A 17,289-nucleotide genomic window follows, 5' to 3' on the forward strand; every position below is an offset into this window, starting at 1 on the left:
TCGATGCTCGGGGAGGAGAGGGAGCATCTGCGGTGGAGATTCGCTGCTTCGCGATCACCGCGAGGTCATCGTGGCACCAGACCTTCGACTCCACCAGACCTTGACCCCGAACGGGGTCAGTCCAGGATCGAGACGCACGAGGCTGTGCTCTCAGCGCATACCAGCACCTCTGGGTACGGCCGAACAGCGCGCACCGGGAGCGTGCCTGACAGGAGTAGGGCGGGCGGGACTTGAACCCGCGAATCGTTGGGTTATGAGCCCACTGCCTTAACCAGCTTGGCCACCGCCCCGTACACACCCAGCCTAGCGGGCGCGCAGATTCAGACGGGGGTCGCGGACGAGTGCGTCAGAAGGTGGCCGAGGTAGACGTCGGCGTTCGCGATCAGGCCAGCGCGCTCGTCATCGCTCAGCGCTCGGCGGACCTTCGCAGGGACACCGGCGACGAGCGATCCCTCGGGGACCTCCGTGCCGCCCAGCACCACGGCTCCCCCGGCGATCAGGCAGCCCGCGCCGATCACCGCGCCGCTGAGGATCACCGCACCCATCCCGATGAGCGAACCGTCGCCGATCATGCAGCCGTGCACGACCGCGTTGTGGCCGATCGACACCTTCGATCCGATGACGACGGGGTGCCCGGCATCCACGTGCACCGAGACGTTGTCCTGCACGTTGCTGCCGGGGCCGATCACGATCGGCGCCGAATCGCCTCGTAGCACCGCGTTGTACCAGACGCTCGATCCGGCCGCCAGAGAGACCGCACCGACGATGCGCGCGCCCTCCGCCACGAAGGCGCCGTCGGCGATCGACGGCACGCGATCCTGGAGGGCGAGGACGGATGCTCCCTGCGCGATGCTCATAAGGCGAGACTACCCTCATTACCGCGTGTTTCCGCGGATTTCTGCCCCACTAAGCCCAGCCTTCGCTTGCTTGCGGAATGTTTCAGGATGAGTAGCGTTGACTCCAGCACGACAGAAACAGATGATCTCGGAGGAGCACAAGATGAGCAAGGCACAGACCGTTTCCACCACCGCCAGCGACCCGACGGTCGCCGCTGCGGCCGCACAGTTCCTCTCCCCGCTCGTCCTCGGCCTCGAAGCCCTGACGGTCAACGGCAAGCAGGCCCACTGGCACGTCCGCGGAGCGAACTTCGTCGGCGTCCACGAGCTGCTCGACACGATCGTCGCCCACGCCGGCGACTTCGCCGACACTGCCGCAGAGCGCATCGTCGCCCTCGGCCTTCCGATCGACGCCCGCATCTCCACCGTCGCAGAGAAGGCGGGCGCCACCTCGGTTCCCGCCGGCTTCACGCAGTCGGATGACCTCATCCGCGCGGTCGTGGCCGACATCGACGCGATCCTCGTCGACGTCCAGGCGGCGATCGACGGCCTCGACGAGGTCGACCTGACCAGCCAGGACGTCGCGATCGAGATCAAGCGCGGACTCGACAAGGACCGCTGGTTCCTCGTCTCGCACATCGCGGCCTGACGACTCACACCACACGACGAAGGGCACCGGAATCCGTTCCGGTGCCCTTCGTCGTGTTCAGGAGCGGTGGGTGACGCGTCCGGCGAGCAACGTCGCCTCTACCGGCATCCGTCTCAGTCCATCGCCGTGCGCGGCTCGCGGATCCTCGCCGCACAGAACGAGATCGGCCGGCTCTCCTGGTCGCACTGAGGACCGCACGCTCGCCTCGAGCGCCTCGTCGATCGTGAGCCGCTCCTCGGGATGCCACGGCTCCCGCGCATCGTCGGTGCGATCCACGGCTGCGCCGATCCCCTGCCACGGGTCCAGCTCGGCGACGGGCGCGTCCGATCCGAAGCGGAGCTGCACCCCCGCTCGGCGCAGTGCGGCGAGCGGATAGCCGATGGATGTCTGCCCCGCCCAGTGCGTCTCGACCAGGTCGCGATCATCGAGGGCATGCTGCGGCTGCACGCTCGCCACGACGCCCAGGCGAGCGAAGCGTGAGAGATCGGCGTGCCGGACGAGCTGCGCATGCTCGATCGTGCCCACGGCGCCGGACACGGTGAACGCGTCGAGCGCTGCGGTGACCGCGCGGTCGCCGATGGCGTGGACGGCGACGGCGAGGCCCGCCCCCGTCGCGGCGACGAGCAGATCCGTCAGCTCCTCCGGCGGCACCGTGAGCACGCCGAAGTTCGCGGGGTCACCCGGGTAGTGATGGGAGCAGGCGGCGGTCCTCGTGCCGAGGGAGCCGTCGGTGATGATCTTGAGCGCGCCGACCCTGATCAGCGGGCTCCCGTGGCTCTCGCCCGTGCGCAGCCCGCTCTCCACCGCGCGTTCGAAGTCGAAGGGGTACACCGAGAACTCCACCCGATGCGCGGCGAATCCGGCGGCCACGCGCCGAGGCCAGGCATCGGCGTTCCAGGCCATGTCGAAGTCCACGAGGCCGGTGACGCCCCTCGACGCCGCACGCTCCCCCGCCCGCAGCACGGCGTCATCAGCCCTGGCGGGGTCGACCGCATTCAGACGTCGCGAGATCTCGAAGGCGTCCTCTTCGCGGAGGACTCCGTCCGGCGCGCTGAACCCTTCGCGACGCAGGGCCGCCGAGTTGAGCCACGTGCTGTGCACGTCGGCGTTGATGAGATAGGTCGGCACCTCCCCCGTCGCGTCATCGAGCAGCGCGAGCGACGGCTGATCCGACCACAGCGCGTCGCGGAAGCCCGCCCCGACCCGCCGCCCGTCGGGGAGCGGCTCCGCGTCGGTCATGAGCCGCGCGGCCTCAGCGGCCGATCCCGCCGCGAGCAGTGGCACGCGTTCCGCAGCCAGCGCCCACTGCACCGTGTGGACATGGTTGTCCCAGAGCCCAGGGACGACCCACGCGCCACCGGCATCCAGGACCTCCCCTGTGGGCCGCAGGGCACCGGTGGGGGCGATGTCGGCGATCGCTCCGCCGTCGATCACGATGTCGACGGGCTCGTCGTCGATGAGGAACTCGCGACCGGGACCGGCGATGCGAACCCCCTTCACCATGCTGACATCGGTGCCGATCATCGCCGTCCTTCCGCGAGAGCCTCATGGGCTCTCCTCATCTCGCGGGCGAGGTCGGGCTGCGCATACGGGCCCGAGCCCTCCAGTTCCGCGATCACGGCCTCCACGGTGTCCGCGGGCTTGTTCTGGCTGAGCTTGCGCTTCGCGACCACGCGCGTGGGGGTGAGTCGGAACCCGACCGTCCCCGCGGCGAGACGCTGCACGAAGCTCTCATCGTTGGGACGCTCCCACATGCGCCGCGGCTCCGGCATCCGCCCCTCGAACCGGTCGACGAGACGGTCGAGTACCTCGAGGTTCTCCTCCGGGCTCAGGATCTCGGGGATCCCCGAGAGGTGCACGGCGACGTAGTTCCATGTCGGCACAGCCTGCACGTCTCCGTACCAGCCCGGGGAGATGTAGCCGTGCGGCCCTTGGAAGACGACGAGGAGCTCGCGATCGCCGAGACCGTGGATCAGATCGTCCGGGCGCCCCACATGCGCGACGATCGTGAGGTCGTCGCGCGACTCATCGAGGAGCACGGCGTAGTGCGACGCGACCAGACCTTCAGGGCCGGCGCTCATGATCGTCGCCCACGGGCTGGCGTCGATCACCCGACGCATCTCGGTCACATCCGCAAGGGTGAAGCTCGGGTTCTGACGCATGGTTCGAGCCTAGACCGGGAGGTCCGGGCGACGGCGGCGAGAGGAGCGGGTCAGGCTTGGCACCGCGGGCACCAGTAGAGCTTGCGCGCGCCGATCTCCTCCAGGGCGATCTCGGTGCCGCAGATCCGGCATGGAAGCCCGGCGCGGTGGTACACCCAGTGGCGATCGTCGCGACTCGCCATCGCGGCACGATACTGCTCGGGAGACAGGTCGTCCATCGTCATCATCTGCCCGGTCTCGACGCCGACCGCGAGCAGCCGAACCCAGTCGCGCCACAGTTCGCGCACGATCTCCTCGGGGACGTCGCGTCCGGGCGTGTGCGGATTCAACCGGTGTCGGAAGAGCATCTCGGCGCGATAGACGTTGCCGATTCCGCTGACCACGGCCTGGTCCATCAGGAGCAGCGCGATGACGGTCTGCTTCTTGCGCACCGCACGGACGAAGCGCTCCTCGTTCTCCGCGGGGTCGCCGACGAGGGGATCCGGACCGAGCTTCGCAACAGTGGCGAGCATCTCCTCCGGCGTCTGGATCACGCAGGCGGTCGGTCCCCGGAGATCAGCAGCGGTGATGTCCGTCATCAATCGCAGACGAACCTGCCCGACGATCGGCGGCGGCCACTCCCCGTCCTCGTCGGCGAGGCCCTTGGTCTGCTCCGACATCCGGACGTGCACTCGCGTGCGCCTCGGCGCGCCGATCGATGCGAGCGAGTTCTCTCCCGCATCGTCGAGGATGGCCTCGCCCAGATCGGTGCCGCGCTGGTTGGTCTGCCCCATGCGCCCGTTCGCCGAGGCGATCGTCGGATCGATGAGGATCTCCCCCGCGAAGTCCCAGGCGCCGTAGAGCCCGAGATGCACCCTCAGCCAGAGGTCGCCCTCCACCTCGAGGAACATCTGCTTGCCCACGGCCTGCACGCTGACGGCCTCGCGACCGTCGAGCACCGCAGCGCCCTCTGCGAATCGCCCCTGCGGACTCGACGCCTGCATCGACTTGCCGACGAAGTTGCGATCGAACTGCCGCGCGATGCGATGGACGGAATGCCCCTCGGGCATGTCAGGCCCGAGGGTCCGGCAGCAGCGAGCCGTCGCGCTCGAAGTCGGCGATCTGGCCGATGCGGCGCACGTGCCGCTCCTCGTTCGAGAAGGGCGTGGAGATGAACGTGTCGATGAAGGTGGTCACCTCGTCGAACGTGTGCTGACGAGCGCCGATGGAGATCACGTTCGCGTCGTTGTGCTCGCGGGCCAGCTCGGCCGTCGAGACGTTCCACACCAGCGCGGCGCGGATGCCCTGCACCTTGTTCGCCGCGATCTGCTCGCCGTTGCCCGATCCGCCGAAGACGACGCCGAGAGCCTCGACACCGGCCGCCTGATCGGCGACGACAGCCTGCGCGGCCCTGATGCAGAACGCGGGGTAGTCGTCCACCGCGTCGTATTCGATCGGCCCGTGATCGACCACCTCGTGACCCGCGGCGCGCAGATGCTCCTGCAGCTGCGTGGAGAAGTCGAGGCCGGCGTGATCGGTGGCGATGTGGATGCGCATGGCTCCCATCCTATTCAGGGCAGCGGACGTCGAATCCGTCTCACGGCGCGATGCCGGCGGCGGCGGGCTTGAAGCCGGCGCGGATGTTCTCGCAGCAGCCGGGGCGGCAGACGTCGAACCCGCCGGGAAGCGACGTGACGTGCGGGCGCTCCTCGTTGGGACGTCCCACGAGACGCTCCTCGATCAGATCGACGATGCCGGCGACGAACGTCGGAGACACACCGGGCGTCGGCGTCCTGGTGAAGGCGAGCCCCGCCTCCTCCGCGGCCTCCGCGGCCTCCGTGTCGAGATCCCACAGGACCTCCATGTGGTCGCTCATGAATCCGACGGGCACGACGGCGACCGCCTTGCGCCCCCGTGCCGGCAGCTCTCCGATCACGTCGCACACGTCGGGCTCGAGCCACGGCTGCGACGCAGGTCCGGAACGCGACTGGTACACCAGTTCCCAGGAGACGTCGGCGGCCGCAGGGATGCTCTCCCGCACCCGGTCCATGACCCAGGCCGCGACCGCGAGGTGCTGCGCCGCGTACGCTCCGCCCTCGCCCCACTCGATGTCGCGCGCACCCGAGCGCTCCGCGTCTGCGGTGGGGATGCTGTGCGTCGAGAAGAGGATCTGGATGTCGGCGGCGGCGATGCCGTCGGCGAGGAAGGCCTCGACCGCGTCACGGACGCCGGTCTCGAACGCCTCGACGAAGCCGGGGTGGTCGTAGAACGGACGGATCTTGTCGATCGTCACGGTCTCGCCGAGTCCGGTGTCCTCGAGGATCCTCGCGAAGTCCTCGCGATACTGACGGCAGCTGGAGAACGAGCTGTACGCACTGGTGGCGAAGGCGAGAAGCGTGTTGTGCCCCTTCGCGGAGGCCTCGGTCACGACCTCCTCGAGATAGGGGCTCCAGTTTCGGTTGCCCCAGTAGACGGGGAGGTCGATGCCGCGTCTCTGCAGCTCGGCTTCGAGCGCCTCCTTGAGCACGCGGTTCTGCCCGTTGATCGGGCTCACTCCGCCGAAGTGGCGATAGTGATGCGCGACCTCCTCCAGACGCTCGTCGGGGATGCCGCGCCCTCTGGTGACGTTGCGGAGGAACGGGATCACGTCGTCCTGCCCCTCGGGTCCGCCGAATCCCGCGAGCAGGATCCCGTCGTAGGCGACCGGCGTCGTCACGTAGGGGGCGCCGCCTGCAGCGGCCGGGGAGGCAAAGGGAACGATGGTGGGCTCGGTCGCAGTCACCCCTCCATCCTTCCATCTCCTCGCGGGTGCGTCGCCCTGGCGGCATCCCTCGACGACTGGCGTAGGCTGTCATGGTTGCCGTGGGCGCCAACTGCGCCTGGACCGCGGCAGCATCCCCTCACCCCTGGGAGTACAGCTGTGCCTGGAGAGAACCTCACCCGCATCGAAGCGCAGGAGCGCCGCGACGTCATCGACACGCAGTCGTATGAGGTCGCCCTCGATCTGACGAAGGGCGCCGAGGTCTTCGGCTCTCGCAGCGTCGTGCGCTTCACCGCGACCCCCGAGAGCTTCACCTTCATCGACCTCATCGCCCGCGAAGTGCGCGAGATCTCGCTCAACGGAGAGCAGCTCGACCCCAGCGAGGTCTTCGCCGACTCGCGCATCGCGCTGACCGGCCTGCAGGCCGAGAACGTCCTCGTCGTCGACGCCGACTGCCTGTACACCAACACCGGCGAGGGACTGCACCGCTTCGTCGACCCCGTGGACGGCGAGGTCTACCTCTACTCGCAGTTCGAGGTCCCCGACTCGCGCCGCGTGTTCGCGGTCTTCGAGCAGCCCGACCTCAAGGCGACCTTCCAGTTCACGGTCACCGCGCCCTCCGCGTGGAAGGTCGTCTCCAACTCCCCCACGCCCGAGCCCATCGTGCACGACGACAGCGCCGTGTCCACCTGGGGCTTCGAGCCGACCCCGCGCATCTCCTCGTACATCACGGCGCTCGTCGCCGGCCCCTACGAGTCGACCTTCTCCGAGCTCACCAGCTCCTCCGGCGATGTCATCCCGCTGGGCGTCTACGGCCGCAAGAGCCTCTGGCAGCACCTCGACGCCGACTACATCTTCGACAAGACCCGCGAGGGCTTCGCGTACTTCGAGTCGAAGTTCGGCGTCCCCTACCCGTTCGCCAAGTACGACCAGCTCTTCGTCCCGGAGTTCAACGCCGGTGCGATGGAGAACGCGGGCGCCGTGACGTTCACCGAGACGTACGTCTTCCGCAGCAAGGTGACGGATGCCGTCAAGGAGCGCCGCGTCGTCACGATCCTGCACGAGCTGGCGCACATGTGGTTCGGCGACCTCGTGACCATGAAGTGGTGGAACGACCTGTGGCTGAACGAGTCGTTCGCCGAGTGGGCGTCGACGATCGCCACGGCCGAGGCCACCGAGTGGACCGAGGCGTGGACGACGTTCAACGCGATGGAGAAGACCTGGGCGTACCGTCAGGACCAGCTCCCGTCGACGCACCCGATCGTCGCCGAGATCAACGACCTCGAAGACGTCCAGGTCAACTTCGACGGCATCACCTACGCCAAGGGCGGGTCCGTCCTCAAGCAGCTCGCCGCATGGGTCGGGATCGAGGCGTTCTTCGCCGGCGTCTCGCAGTACTTCCAGAAGCACTCCTGGGGCAACACCGAGCTCAGCGACCTGCTCACCGAGCTCGAGGCGACGAGCGGCCGCGACCTCAGCACCTGGTCGAAGAAGTGGCTGGAGACCGCCGGCGTCAACACGCTCGAGCCGGTCATCGCCGAGGACTCGGATGGCACCATCTCCCGCTTCGCGGTGACGCAGACCGCGCCGGCCGACTACCCGACCATCCGTCCGCACCGTCTCGGCATCGGCTTCTACACACTGCGCGACGGGGCGCTCGTGCGCACCCACTACGCCGAGGTCGACATCGACGGCGACCGCACCGAGGTCCCCGAGCTCAAGGGCATCGCCCGTCCCGACCTCGTCCTGCTGAATGACGAGGACCTGGCCTACGCGAAGATCCGTCTCGACGACCGTTCGCTCGCCACCGCGATCGCGCACCTCGCCGACATCAGCGATCCGCTGGCGCGCTCGCTCGTCTGGGGCGCGGCCTGGGATCAGACGCGCGACGCGGAGAGCGCGGCATCCGACTACATCGATCTCGTGCTGGGCAACATCGGTCGCGAGACCGAGTCGACGACCGTCCGCACCACTCTGGCGCAGCTGCGCACGGCAGCGACGCTCTACGTAACGCCGGCCGAGCGCCTGGCCGCCCGTCAGAAGATCGCCGACGGCCTGTGGGCTCTCGCTGAGGGCGCGGAGGCCGGCAGCGACAGCCAGCTCCAGTTCGTCACTGCCTTCGCCGGCGCCCTCGTCACTCCCGAGCACGCCGGCGTCATCGGCCGCCTCCGCGCGGGCGAGGAGACGCTGCCGGGGCTGGAGATCGACGCCGACCTGAACTGGCAGCTGCTGGTCGGACTGGCGACGATCGGCGCGACCGACGCCGCGACGATCGACGCCGCCCTCGCAGCGGACAACACCGCCAAGGGCGGCGAGTTCGCGGCTCAGGCGCGTGCCGCGCTTCCCGACCTCGCCTCCAAGAAGGCCGCATGGGCCTCCCTCATCGAGCGCGACGACGCACCGAACACGATCGTGCGCTCTGCTGCTCTGGGCTTCGTGCACCCGGCGGGCGTCGAGGTCCTCACCGAGTTCGTCCCGGCGTACTTCGACATGCTGCTGCCGATCTGGGAGTCTCGCAGCTACCAGATCGCCCAGTACCTCGTCGTCGGACTGTTCCCGACCGCACTGGCGAACACCGAGCTGCGGGACGCGACGCGCGCCTGGCTGTCGGCACACCAGGACGCCGCCCCTGCCCTGCGCCGCCTGGTGCTGGAGAACCTCGCCGACGTCGAGCGCGCCCTCGCGGCGCAGGCGCGCGACGCCGACGACTGAATCCGAGCTGTTCCCCTTCTCGATCAGGCCTCTGCGCGGTGCATCCAGCCCGCGCGGAGGCCTGATCGCTAGGATCTGGAAGTGATGATGATCCCCTTCCAAGTCACCCCTCCCCCCGCCGAGTCACCGCTTCCCGAGTGGGTGCAGACGCTGCCCGAGTGGCTGCGGACCGTCCTGACGGTCCTGCTCCCCGTCGGCGGGGTCGTCCTGTCGATCGCCATCATCATCGTGAGCTGCGTGCTCATCGCCCTCGTGCTGCGCGTCCTCATCCGCCGCGTGGTGCACCGCATCGTCGACAGCGCGAAGAGCAAGGCCGCGGTCGACGACACGCAGGCCCTCGAACGCTCTCCGCTGGCCGACATGCGTCTCGTGCAGCGGACGCGGACTCTCGGCAGCATCCTGCAGAACATCGTGAACGTGATGCTCGTCATCATCGCGATCGTGCTGATCGTCAATGCGATCGACAGCAGCCTCCTGGGCTCACTGACGCTCCTCACGGCTGCGGTGGGCGCCGGTCTCGGCTTCGGCGCTCAGAACATCGTCAAGGACGTCCTGAACGGCATGTTCATCGTCGCCGAGGATCAGATCGGCATCGGCGACGTCGTCGACCTCGGCCTCGCCAGCGGCGTGGTCGAGTACGTCAGCGTGCGCATCACCCAGGTTCGCGATGTCAACGGCACGCTCTGGTATGTCCGCAACGGCGAGGTCACCCGCATCGGAAACATGTCCCAGGGGTGGGCCCGCGTCATCATCGATCTCGGCGTCGCGGCCGACTCTGATCTGGAGGCCGTCGAGCACACCATGCTGGAGACGGCTCAGGGTCTCGCGAAGGATCCGAAGTGGCGCACCCGCATCGTCGAGAAGCCGGAGCTCTGGGGACTGGAGTCCATCGGGGGCGACGCTCTCGTCGTCCGCATCGTCATCAAGGCGCGCGCCAACGCGAAGGACGACGTCTCCCAGGAGCTGCGCAAGCGCCTGCGCGCGGCGCTCCTCGAGAAGGACGTCACGATCCCCAGCCTGGTCGGCGTGATCCCGACGGGGCTGGAGGGCGCGCAGCGCGTGCGCGGTGCGAACCCGCCGAAGACCCGACCGAACGCCGTCACCGGCGTCCCCGCTGTTCCCGAGCGCGGGATCTGGCGGCGCAAGAAGGCCGACGACGACAAGAAGACCGGCGACGAAGGGACCCCGCAGCGATGACGTTCTACGACGAGGTCGGCGGCTACGAGACCTTCGAGAGGATCGTCGGGGTGTTCTACCGCGAGGTCGCCCTCGATCCGGTCCTCAAGCCCATGTACCCGGAGGAGGATCTCGGTCCGGCCGCAGAACGGCTCACGCTCTTCCTCGTCCAGTACTGGGGCGGCCCCGCCACCTACGGCGAGACTCGCGGCCACCCGCGACTCCGCATGCGCCACATGCCTTTCCACGTCGATCCCGATGCGCGCGATCGTTGGCTGGCTCACATGCGCACCGGTGTCGCGGAGGCGCAGTTGTCGCCTCTGCACGAAGCGACGCTCTGGGACTACCTCGAACGCGCCGCCTATGCCATGGTGAACACGTTCGAACCGTCCGGAATCGGCCCCGCCGCCTCGGGCAGGCCGACGCTCGAGACCAGCTCACGTCAGGAATCAACGGAGAACTCATGACGAACACGCCCCTGTCCGCAGATGTCCTGGTGATCGGGTGGGGGCTCGCCGGTCTCGTCGCGGCCTCCGAGGCTCTGGATGCCGGCAAGCAGGTGATCCTGATCGATCAGGAGCCTCGCACCAACCTGGGCGGTCAGGCCTGGTGGTCGTTCGGAGGACTGTTCTTCATCGACTCCCCCGAACAGCGTCGGATGGGGATCAAGGACTCGCTGGAGCTCGCCACGCAGGACTGGCTCGGCACGGCGGGATTCGACCGTCCAGAGGACGAGTGGCCACGGCGCTGGGCTGAGGCCTATCTCCAGTTCGCCGCCGGTGAGAAGCGCTCCTGGCTGCGAGAGCGCGGCGTCGGGTTCTTCCCCGTGGTGGGGTGGGCGGAGCGCGGCGGATACGGCGCTCTCGGTCCGGGTAACTCGGTGCCGAGGTTCCACATCACGTGGGGAACCGGCCCGGGGATCGTGGCTCCGTTCGCCGCGCGCGTGGAGCAGGGAGAGCGAGAGGGTCGCATCACGATCCTCCCCCGGCACCGCGTCACCGATCTCGTCGTGACCGACGGCGCCGTCACCGGCGCACGTGGCGCGATACTCGTCAGCAGCGGCTCAGAGCGAGGAGAGGTCTCGTCTCGCGAGGAGATCGGCGACTTCGAGATCAGCGTGTCGGCGACGATCGTGTGCTCCGGCGGCATCGGTGGAAACCACGACATGGTCCGCGCCGCCTGGCCCGAACGGCTCGGCACGCCCCCTGCGCACATGCTCACCGGCGTTCCTGCGTACGTCGACGGCTCGATGCACCCGGTCGCAGAGGCCGCAGGGGCGCGGCTCGTCAACGGCGACCGGATGTGGCACTACGTCGAGGGCATCACGAACTGGGATCCGATCTGGCCGTCACACGGAATCCGCATCCTCCCCGGTCCGTCGTCGCTGTGGCTCGACGCGACCGGCGCCCGACTCCCCGTTCCGCTGTTCCCCGGCTTCGACACCCTGGGTACGCTCGCCCACCTGCGCACGACGGGACACGATCACTCCTGGTTCGTCACCTCGCGGCAGATCGTCGAGAAGGAGTTCGCCCTGTCGGGGAGCGAGCAGAACCCCGACCTCACGGGCAAGGACGTGGGCCTGCTGCTGAAGTCGCGGCTCGCCAAGGGCCCTACCGGTCCCGTGCAGGCGTTCCTCGACGAGGGCGAGGACTTCATCGTGGAGAACGACCTCGAGTCGCTGCTCGAGCAGATGAGCAACCATCCGGGCGGCGAGGCTCTCGACATCGATCGGGTCCGCCGAGAGGTGATCGCCCGCGATCTCGAGATGGAGAACGAGTTCACGAAGGACTCCCAGATCGGGATGCTGCGATCCATGCGGGGCTACCGCGGAGACAGGCTGATCCGGACTGCGGCTCCCCACCGCCTGCAGGACCCGGCGGCCGGCCCTCTGGTTGCTGTGAAGCTGCACGTGCTCACGAGGAAGTCCCTCGGCGGCATCAACACCGATCTCGACGGTCGTGCGCTGCGGGAGGACGGCTCGCCGATCGACGGTCTGTTCGCCGCGGGAGAGGCGAGCGGATTCGGCGGGGGCGGCGTGCACGGCTACCGCGCGCTCGAGGGGACCTTCCTGGGCGGCTGCCTGTTCTCGGGCCGCCAGGCGGGACGTGCGGCCGCCGGTTGAGTCCGGAGTCGCCGACGGAACCGCCGTCCGTGCGCGGCATCCGTCCTACCCGCGCCTCACGCTGCGCGTTCAGCGGCCCACGTGAGGGCGCTGGCCTGTTCGGCGCACCGCGATCTCAGTCCGCGGTGCCGGTGCCCCGGACTGCGGTGAGGCCCATGGCCACCGGCCCCCTCAGCAGCACGTGACCTCGACGGAACGCGAGTCTCGTCCAGCGGCCCGAGGTCATCACCTTGACCTGCTCTTCGCCCGAGATGAATCCGAAGGCGTCGGCGGCGAAGGCGGCTCCCCGGGGGATGCCGCCGAGGTCTTCGTCGGGCTCGCCCCAGATCGCGGCGCGCAGGGCGCGCACGGCCTCCTCCCCTGCGCCCGGTGTCGCTCCGTGCGCCACCGCGCTGATCCCCCACTGCGCGCGCTGAGCGATCAGCGATGCCGGCAGCTCCGCACCCGGCTGCCACGCGCCGCGGGGCGGAGCGATGCCCGCCCATGCCGGGGAGAGTCCCGTGTCGGGGAGGTCCAGCACGCGCGCGTCTTCCGTGTTCTGGGTGAGCGAGTCGACGACGATGTCGCATTCGAGCTCGGGGTCGGCGTGCACGATGCGCATAGCCAGGATCGTGGGCGTCTGATCGAAGAGCCCGTGGGGTGAGAGCGCCGCCGCGGTGAGGGCGAGAACCCCGTTCGACGCCTGCAGGCGAACGCCTTCGTCGGAGATCCTGGCGGAGCGTCCGGCGAAGGTCAGGACGTCCTTGGACGTTTCGGCATCGGCGAGGAGAAGGGGATGCGGCACGCCCTCTAAACTAGCAACGCCAGCGGCCGCCCCGGCGCGGGAAGGAACACATGACCGTCGACACGCACGCGATCCGCACCGTCGAGCAGCTTCTCGCAGTTCTCGATCTGGACGAGACCAGGGCGCGGACCACGGAGGACATCTTCACGGGCTCCTCGCATCCGATGCCGAGCGGGCGCATCTACGGAGGTCAGGTCCTCGCGCAGAGCCTGATCGCCGCAGAGCGGACCATGCCGGAAGACCGCGCAGTGCACTCGATGCACGGCTACTTCCTCCGACCGGGCGACGCGAGCCAGGGCATCACGATCGCCGTGGATCGCATCCATGACGGCAGGTCCTTCTCCACCCGCCGGTCGCAGGCGTATCAGAACGGCGTGCCGATCTTCTCGATGATCGCGTCGTTCCAGGATCAGGATCCGGGGCTCGATCACGCGGTCCCGATGCCCGAGAACGTGCCCGATCCGGAGTCACTGCTCCCCGACGAAGCGCGCGTCGACGGCCTCCCCGCGGGTACGGCTCGGATGCTGAACGATCGTGCAGCAGACGTCCGTCACGTGGAGTCCCCGCTCTTCCTGCCGAGCGACGATGCGAATCGTCCGCGTCAAGCGGTGTGGATGCGGCTGCGCGCCCCGCTGCCCGACGATCAGCGCCTGCACCGAGCCGCTCTCGCCTACCTCAGCGACATGACGATCCAGGAGTCCATCCTGCGCGCCCACGGAGTGTTCTGGGGCCTGCCGGGACTCAAGGTCGCGAGCCTCGATCACGCGATGTGGTGGCACCGACCGGCGCGCGTGGACGAGTGGCTGCTGTACGTCCAGGAGTCCCCGAACGCGCGAGGCGGTCGCGGTCTCGCGCAGGGACGCATCTACACCCGCGCGGGCGACCTGGTGGCGAGCGTCGCGCAGGAGATCATGATCCGCGTACCCGAGGGGCAGCGCTGAGTCCAGGGGCAGCGCTGAGTCGAGAAGCCGCGCTGAGTCGAGAAGCCGCGCTGAGTCCAGGTACCGCGCTGACTTGAGGTGCCACGGTGAGTCGAGGCGCCGCGTTGAGTCGAGAAGCCGCGCTGGCTCGAGGCGCCTCGGTGAGTTGAAGAGCCACGTTGACTTGTGAAACCGCCTTGATTTCGGGTGCCGCGCTGAGTCGGGAAGCAACGTCGAATCGAGGCACCGCGCCGCACCGCGTTGAATCGAGGCGCGGCGTTAAGACTGGGCATCGTATCCAGCGGGTGCTCCGCGCTCAGTGATGCGTCCGCTCGCTCAGCGGTGCGAATCCTCGATCAGCGATGCGAATCCTCGCTCAGCGATGCGAATCCTCGCTCAGCGATGCGAATCCTCGCTCAGCGATGCGAATCCTCGCTCAGCGATGCGTTTGCTGGCTCAGCGGTCCACGAACGTGATCCGCGATGCACGAACGTGATCCGCGATGCACGAACGTGATCAGCGGTGTGCGTACTCGATCGACGGTCCGACGTACGGCTCCCAGGCGTCGCGCATCTCCTGAGTGAGTCGCGTCGGTCGCCCGGACGCGGCGTCCACGAGTACGATCACGGCGGTCGAACGCGCGTAGATCGTCCGAGGTTCGGCCGTGGGGTCGTTGTGCACCTCGTAGCAGACCTCGACGCTGGAACCGCCCAGCTTCCCGAACCACATCTGGACCTCGAGCGGCCGACGCTGATACGGGACCGGCGCCAGGTACTCGATCTCCTGCCGGGCGATGAGGGTCAGGATGCCCTCGTCCAGACCGGAGTCGAGCACGGCCGTCGACGGCGCCTGTTCGCCGGGACCCGCACGCCAGAACGCGCGCACGCGCGCCTCCTCGAGCAGTTTCAGCATCGAGGTGTTGTTGACGTGGTTGAACGCATCCAGATCGCCCCAGCGGAGCTGGATCGGAATGTGCAGGCGGGGTCCCGGCGTCGGCGCGGTCATCGTGTTCTCAGTCGCGGGTGAGCTTGCGGTGCGTCGAACGGTGCGGCTTCGCGGCGTCGGCCCCGAGACGCTGGATCTTGTTCTGCTCGTACGCATCGAAGTTGCCCTCGAACCAGTACCACTGGTCGGGGTTCTCATCGGTGCCCTCGTACGCGAGGATGTGCGTCGCGATGCGGTCGAGGAACCACCGGTCGTGGGTGATGACCACGGCGCAGCCGGGGAACTCGAGCAGCGCGTTCTCCAGCGAGCTCAGGGTCTCGACGTCGAGGTCGTTGGTCGGCTCGTCGAGGAGCAGCAGGTTCCCGCCCTCCTTGAGGGTCAGGGCCAGGTTCAGTCGGTTGCGCTCACCACCGGAGAGAACTCCGGCCTTCTTCTGCTGGTCCGGTCCCTTGAACCCGAACTTCGACACGTACGCGCGGGAGGGGATCTCCGTCTTGCCGACCGTGATGAAGTCGAGCCCGTCGGACACGACCTCCCACAGGGTCTTGTTCGGGTCGATGTTGGAGCGCGACTGGTCGACGTAGCTGATCTTGACGGTCTCGCCGATCTTCAGGTCGCCGCCGTCGAGGGGCTCGAGGCCGACGATCGTCTTGAAGAGCGTCGTCTTACCCACGCCGTTCGGGCCGATCACGCCGACGATACCGTTCGGCGGAAGGCTGAAGCTGAGGCCGTCGATGAGCGAGCGCCCGTCGAAGCCCTTCTTGAGCTTCTTCGCGTCGATCACGATGCTGCCGAGGCGGGGACCTGCGGGGATCTGGATCTCCTCAAAGTCCAGCTTCCTCGTCCGCTCGGCCTCGGTCGCCATCTCCTCGTACCGGGCGAGACGCGCCTTGGACTTGGTCTGACGGCCCTTGGCGCTCGATCGCACCCACTCCAGCTCCTCCTTGAGGCGCTTGGCGAGCTTCGCGTCCTTCTTGCCCTGGATCTCGAGGCGCTCGCCCTTCTTCTCCAGATAGGTCGAGTAGTTGCCCTCGTAGCCGATCAGGCGCCCGCGGTCGACCTCGGCGATCCACTCGGCGACGTGGTCGAGGAAGTACCGGTCGTGGGTGATCGCGATCACCGCGCCCTTGTACGCCTGCAGGTGCTGCTCGAGCCAGAGCACGCTCTCGGCGTCGAGGTGGTTGGTGGGCTCGTCGAGGAGCAGGAGGTCGGGCTTCTGGAGCAGGAGCTTCGCCAGCGCCACACGGCGCTTCTCACCACCGGACAGAGGCGCGATCTCCGCGTCTCCCGGCGGCGTGCGCAGAGCATCCATGGCCTGGTCGAGCTGGGAATCGAGGTCCCAGCCGTCGGCTGCGTCGATCTCCTCCTGCAGCGAGCCCATCTCGGCGAGGAGCGCGTCGAAGTCGGCATCGGGGTCCGCCATGAGCGCGGAGATCTCGTTGAAGCGGTCGAGCTTCGCCTTGATGGCGATTCCGTCCTGGATGTTCTCGAGCACCGTCTTAGACTCGTCGAGCTCCGGCTCCTGCATCAGGATGCCGACGGAGAAGCCGGGCGACAGCTTCGCCTCGCCGTTCGACGGAGTGTCGAGCCCCGCCATGATCTTGAGGATCGTCGACTTTCCGGCGCCGTTGGGACCGACCATGCCGATCTTCGCGCCTGGGAGGAACGCCATCGTGACGTCATCGAGGATGAGCTTCTCACCCACCGCCTTGCGCGCACGGACCATCGAGTAGATGTACTCAGCCACCGAAAAGACTCCTTCTGTCGGCGTCGAAAGATCGACACTCCAGCCTACCGGCCCCGGCAGAGTGCCCCGTCGATGATCGAGGGGCCCTCACCAATCGATCGGGCGAGTGTTCCCGATCAGGCAGCGTCCTTCGGCGAGCTGCGGCATCACCGCGGTCACGGGTGCACCCGTAGACGGTCCGACCTGCCCGATCAGGCACTCGGCATCACCCCAGCGCACGGAGAACTGCAGACTCTCCGCGGCGTTCCCCACAGTGGACTGGTCCTGGGTCACCTGCATCGCGGCACGGTCGAATCCGGCGGCGATCAGGGCGTCGATGTACGCCCGACCCGAACCCCGCTGATCCGTCGCCCAGATCTGCTCCGTGATCGCGGTGAACACGGGGAGGTTGTCCTCTGCAGTGCCGTCGGGCACGTAGGCCGGCCCCTCAGCAGTGGCCGACGGCGTCGGCGACGGGTCGGCATCCGAGGAAGAAGGAGACGGTGAGGGTGTCGGG

16 protein-coding genes and 1 tRNA gene are annotated in these 17,289 nt (G+C 68.3%); 6 read left to right on the forward strand and 11 right to left on the reverse strand.

Features of this window, described 5'->3' with window-relative positions:
* Window positions 1-215: 215 nt before the first annotated feature.
* Window positions 216-290: transfer RNA gene (locus ACFVRO_RS12010), tRNA-Ile, on the reverse strand.
* A gap of 30 nt (window positions 291-320) precedes the next feature.
* On the reverse strand, window positions 321-857 hold the full coding sequence (locus tag ACFVRO_RS12015) for a gamma carbonic anhydrase family protein (RefSeq protein ID WP_386952560.1): 537 nt from the start codon (window positions 855-857) through the stop codon (window positions 321-323).
* 142 nt (window positions 858-999) lie between these two features.
* On the opposite strand from ACFVRO_RS12015, the gene ACFVRO_RS12020 reads away from it, so the two are divergent.
* Entirely contained in the window at window positions 1,000-1,485 is a 486-nt protein-coding gene (locus ACFVRO_RS12020) for a Dps family protein (RefSeq protein WP_105675066.1), read from the forward strand.
* Between the two features lie 57 nt (window positions 1,486-1,542).
* Here the strand turns inward: ACFVRO_RS12020 and ACFVRO_RS12025 are convergent, their stop codons facing one another.
* The 5 genes from ACFVRO_RS12025 to ACFVRO_RS12045 are packed head-to-tail and all read right to left on the reverse strand — an operon-like array spanning window position 1,543 to window position 6,408.
* Window positions 1,543-3,009, reverse strand: a complete 1,467-nt coding sequence (locus tag ACFVRO_RS12025) for an amidohydrolase (protein ID WP_386952563.1) — start codon at window positions 3,007-3,009, stop codon at window positions 1,543-1,545.
* The gene (locus ACFVRO_RS12030) at window positions 3,006-3,647 is read right to left on the reverse strand and encodes an FMN-binding negative transcriptional regulator (protein WP_386952566.1); all 642 of its coding nucleotides are present in this window, start codon (window positions 3,645-3,647) and stop codon (window positions 3,006-3,008) included. Before ACFVRO_RS12030 ends, ACFVRO_RS12025 begins: the two co-directional genes overlap by 4 nt.
* Window positions 3,648-3,697: 50 nt before the next feature.
* Window positions 3,698-4,696, reverse strand: coding sequence for an Fpg/Nei family DNA glycosylase (locus ACFVRO_RS12035; RefSeq protein ID WP_386952569.1), 999 nt, complete (start codon window positions 4,694-4,696; stop codon window positions 3,698-3,700).
* A 1-nt stretch (window position 4,697) separates the two neighbouring features.
* Entirely contained in the window at window positions 4,698-5,183 is a 486-nt protein-coding gene (locus tag ACFVRO_RS12040; protein WP_386952572.1) for a ribose-5-phosphate isomerase, read from the reverse strand.
* Window positions 5,184-5,223: 40 nt separating this feature from the next.
* Window positions 5,224-6,408 carry a ferrochelatase gene (locus ACFVRO_RS12045; protein ID WP_386952575.1) on the reverse strand — a complete coding sequence of 395 codons (1,185 nt, stop codon included), beginning with the start codon at window positions 6,406-6,408 and terminating at the stop codon, window positions 5,224-5,226.
* A gap of 138 nt (window positions 6,409-6,546) precedes the next feature.
* Here ACFVRO_RS12045 and pepN point away from each other — a divergent pair, with 138 nt between their 5' ends.
* From pepN to ACFVRO_RS12065, 4 genes are all read left to right on the forward strand, one after another.
* Entirely contained in the window at window positions 6,547-9,099 is a 2,553-nt protein-coding gene (gene pepN / locus ACFVRO_RS12050) for an aminopeptidase N (RefSeq protein WP_386952578.1), read from the forward strand.
* A gap of 84 nt (window positions 9,100-9,183) precedes the next feature.
* Window positions 9,184-10,296, forward strand: a complete 1,113-nt coding sequence (locus ACFVRO_RS12055; RefSeq protein WP_386954461.1) for a mechanosensitive ion channel family protein — start codon at window positions 9,184-9,186, stop codon at window positions 10,294-10,296.
* Window positions 10,293-10,742 carry a globin gene (locus ACFVRO_RS12060; RefSeq protein ID WP_341942204.1) on the forward strand — a complete coding sequence of 150 codons (450 nt, stop codon included), beginning with the start codon at window positions 10,293-10,295 and terminating at the stop codon, window positions 10,740-10,742. Before ACFVRO_RS12055 ends, ACFVRO_RS12060 begins: the two co-directional genes overlap by 4 nt.
* The gene (locus tag ACFVRO_RS12065; protein WP_386952581.1) at window positions 10,739-12,397 is read left to right on the forward strand and encodes an FAD-binding dehydrogenase; all 1,659 of its coding nucleotides are present in this window, start codon (window positions 10,739-10,741) and stop codon (window positions 12,395-12,397) included. Before ACFVRO_RS12060 ends, ACFVRO_RS12065 begins: the two co-directional genes overlap by 4 nt.
* Window positions 12,398-12,512: 115 nt before the next feature.
* On the opposite strand, the gene ACFVRO_RS12070 is transcribed toward ACFVRO_RS12065, so the two are convergent.
* Window positions 12,513-13,181: a hypothetical protein gene (locus ACFVRO_RS12070; protein WP_386952584.1), complete on the reverse strand. Its 669-nt coding sequence runs from the start codon at window positions 13,179-13,181 to the stop codon at window positions 12,513-12,515.
* A 50-nt stretch (window positions 13,182-13,231) separates the two neighbouring features.
* Here ACFVRO_RS12070 and ACFVRO_RS12075 point away from each other — a divergent pair, with 50 nt between their 5' ends.
* Complete coding sequence (locus tag ACFVRO_RS12075) at window positions 13,232-14,122, forward strand: acyl-CoA thioesterase (protein ID WP_386952587.1); 891 nt, start codon at window positions 13,232-13,234, stop codon at window positions 14,120-14,122.
* A gap of 495 nt (window positions 14,123-14,617) precedes the next feature.
* Here ACFVRO_RS12075 and ACFVRO_RS12080 read toward each other — a convergent pair whose 3' ends face one another.
* The 3 genes from ACFVRO_RS12080 to ACFVRO_RS12090 form a co-directional block, all read right to left on the reverse strand.
* Window positions 14,618-15,106: an acyl-CoA thioesterase gene (locus ACFVRO_RS12080; RefSeq protein ID WP_386952590.1), complete on the reverse strand. Its 489-nt coding sequence runs from the start codon at window positions 15,104-15,106 to the stop codon at window positions 14,618-14,620.
* 7 nt (window positions 15,107-15,113) lie between these two features.
* The gene (gene ettA / locus ACFVRO_RS12085; protein ID WP_386952593.1) at window positions 15,114-16,793 is read right to left on the reverse strand and encodes an energy-dependent translational throttle protein EttA; all 1,680 of its coding nucleotides are present in this window, start codon (window positions 16,791-16,793) and stop codon (window positions 15,114-15,116) included.
* Window positions 16,794-16,880: 87 nt separating this feature from the next.
* Entirely contained in the window at window positions 16,881-17,207 is a 327-nt protein-coding gene (locus tag ACFVRO_RS12090) for a DUF6993 domain-containing protein (RefSeq protein ID WP_344010179.1), read from the reverse strand.
* Window positions 17,208-17,289: the final 82 nt, after the last annotated feature.

Origin of the sequence: Microbacterium sp. NPDC057944, from assembly GCF_042887445.1 — a bacterium.
GTDB classification, from domain to species: domain Bacteria; phylum Actinomycetota; class Actinomycetes; order Actinomycetales; family Microbacteriaceae; genus Microbacterium; species Microbacterium natoriense.

Excerpts from the sequence above, each read along its gene's own strand:
- ACFVRO_RS12015 (WP_386952560.1), bottom strand. The coding sequence starts at position 857 with ATGAGCATCGCGCAGGGAGCATCCGTCCTCGCCCTCCAGGATCGCGTG.
- ACFVRO_RS12020 (WP_105675066.1), top strand. The coding sequence starts at position 1,000 with ATGAGCAAGGCACAGACCGTTTCCACCACCGCCAGCGACCCGACGGTC.
- ACFVRO_RS12025 (WP_386952563.1), bottom strand. The coding sequence starts at position 3,009 with ATGATCGGCACCGATGTCAGCATGGTGAAGGGGGTTCGCATCGCCGGT.
- ACFVRO_RS12030 (WP_386952566.1), bottom strand. The coding sequence starts at position 3,647 with ATGCGTCAGAACCCGAGCTTCACCCTTGCGGATGTGACCGAGATGCGT.
- ACFVRO_RS12035 (WP_386952569.1), bottom strand. The coding sequence starts at position 4,696 with ATGCCCGAGGGGCATTCCGTCCATCGCATCGCGCGGCAGTTCGATCGC.
- ACFVRO_RS12040 (WP_386952572.1), bottom strand. The coding sequence starts at position 5,183 with ATGCGCATCCACATCGCCACCGATCACGCCGGCCTCGACTTCTCCACG.
- ACFVRO_RS12055 (WP_386954461.1), top strand. The coding sequence starts at position 9,184 with ATGATGATCCCCTTCCAAGTCACCCCTCCCCCCGCCGAGTCACCGCTT.
- ACFVRO_RS12060 (WP_341942204.1), top strand. The coding sequence starts at position 10,293 with ATGACGTTCTACGACGAGGTCGGCGGCTACGAGACCTTCGAGAGGATC.
- ACFVRO_RS12065 (WP_386952581.1), top strand. The coding sequence starts at position 10,739 with ATGACGAACACGCCCCTGTCCGCAGATGTCCTGGTGATCGGGTGGGGG.
- ACFVRO_RS12075 (WP_386952587.1), top strand. The coding sequence starts at position 13,232 with ATGACCGTCGACACGCACGCGATCCGCACCGTCGAGCAGCTTCTCGCA.
- ACFVRO_RS12080 (WP_386952590.1), bottom strand. The coding sequence starts at position 15,106 with ATGACCGCGCCGACGCCGGGACCCCGCCTGCACATTCCGATCCAGCTC.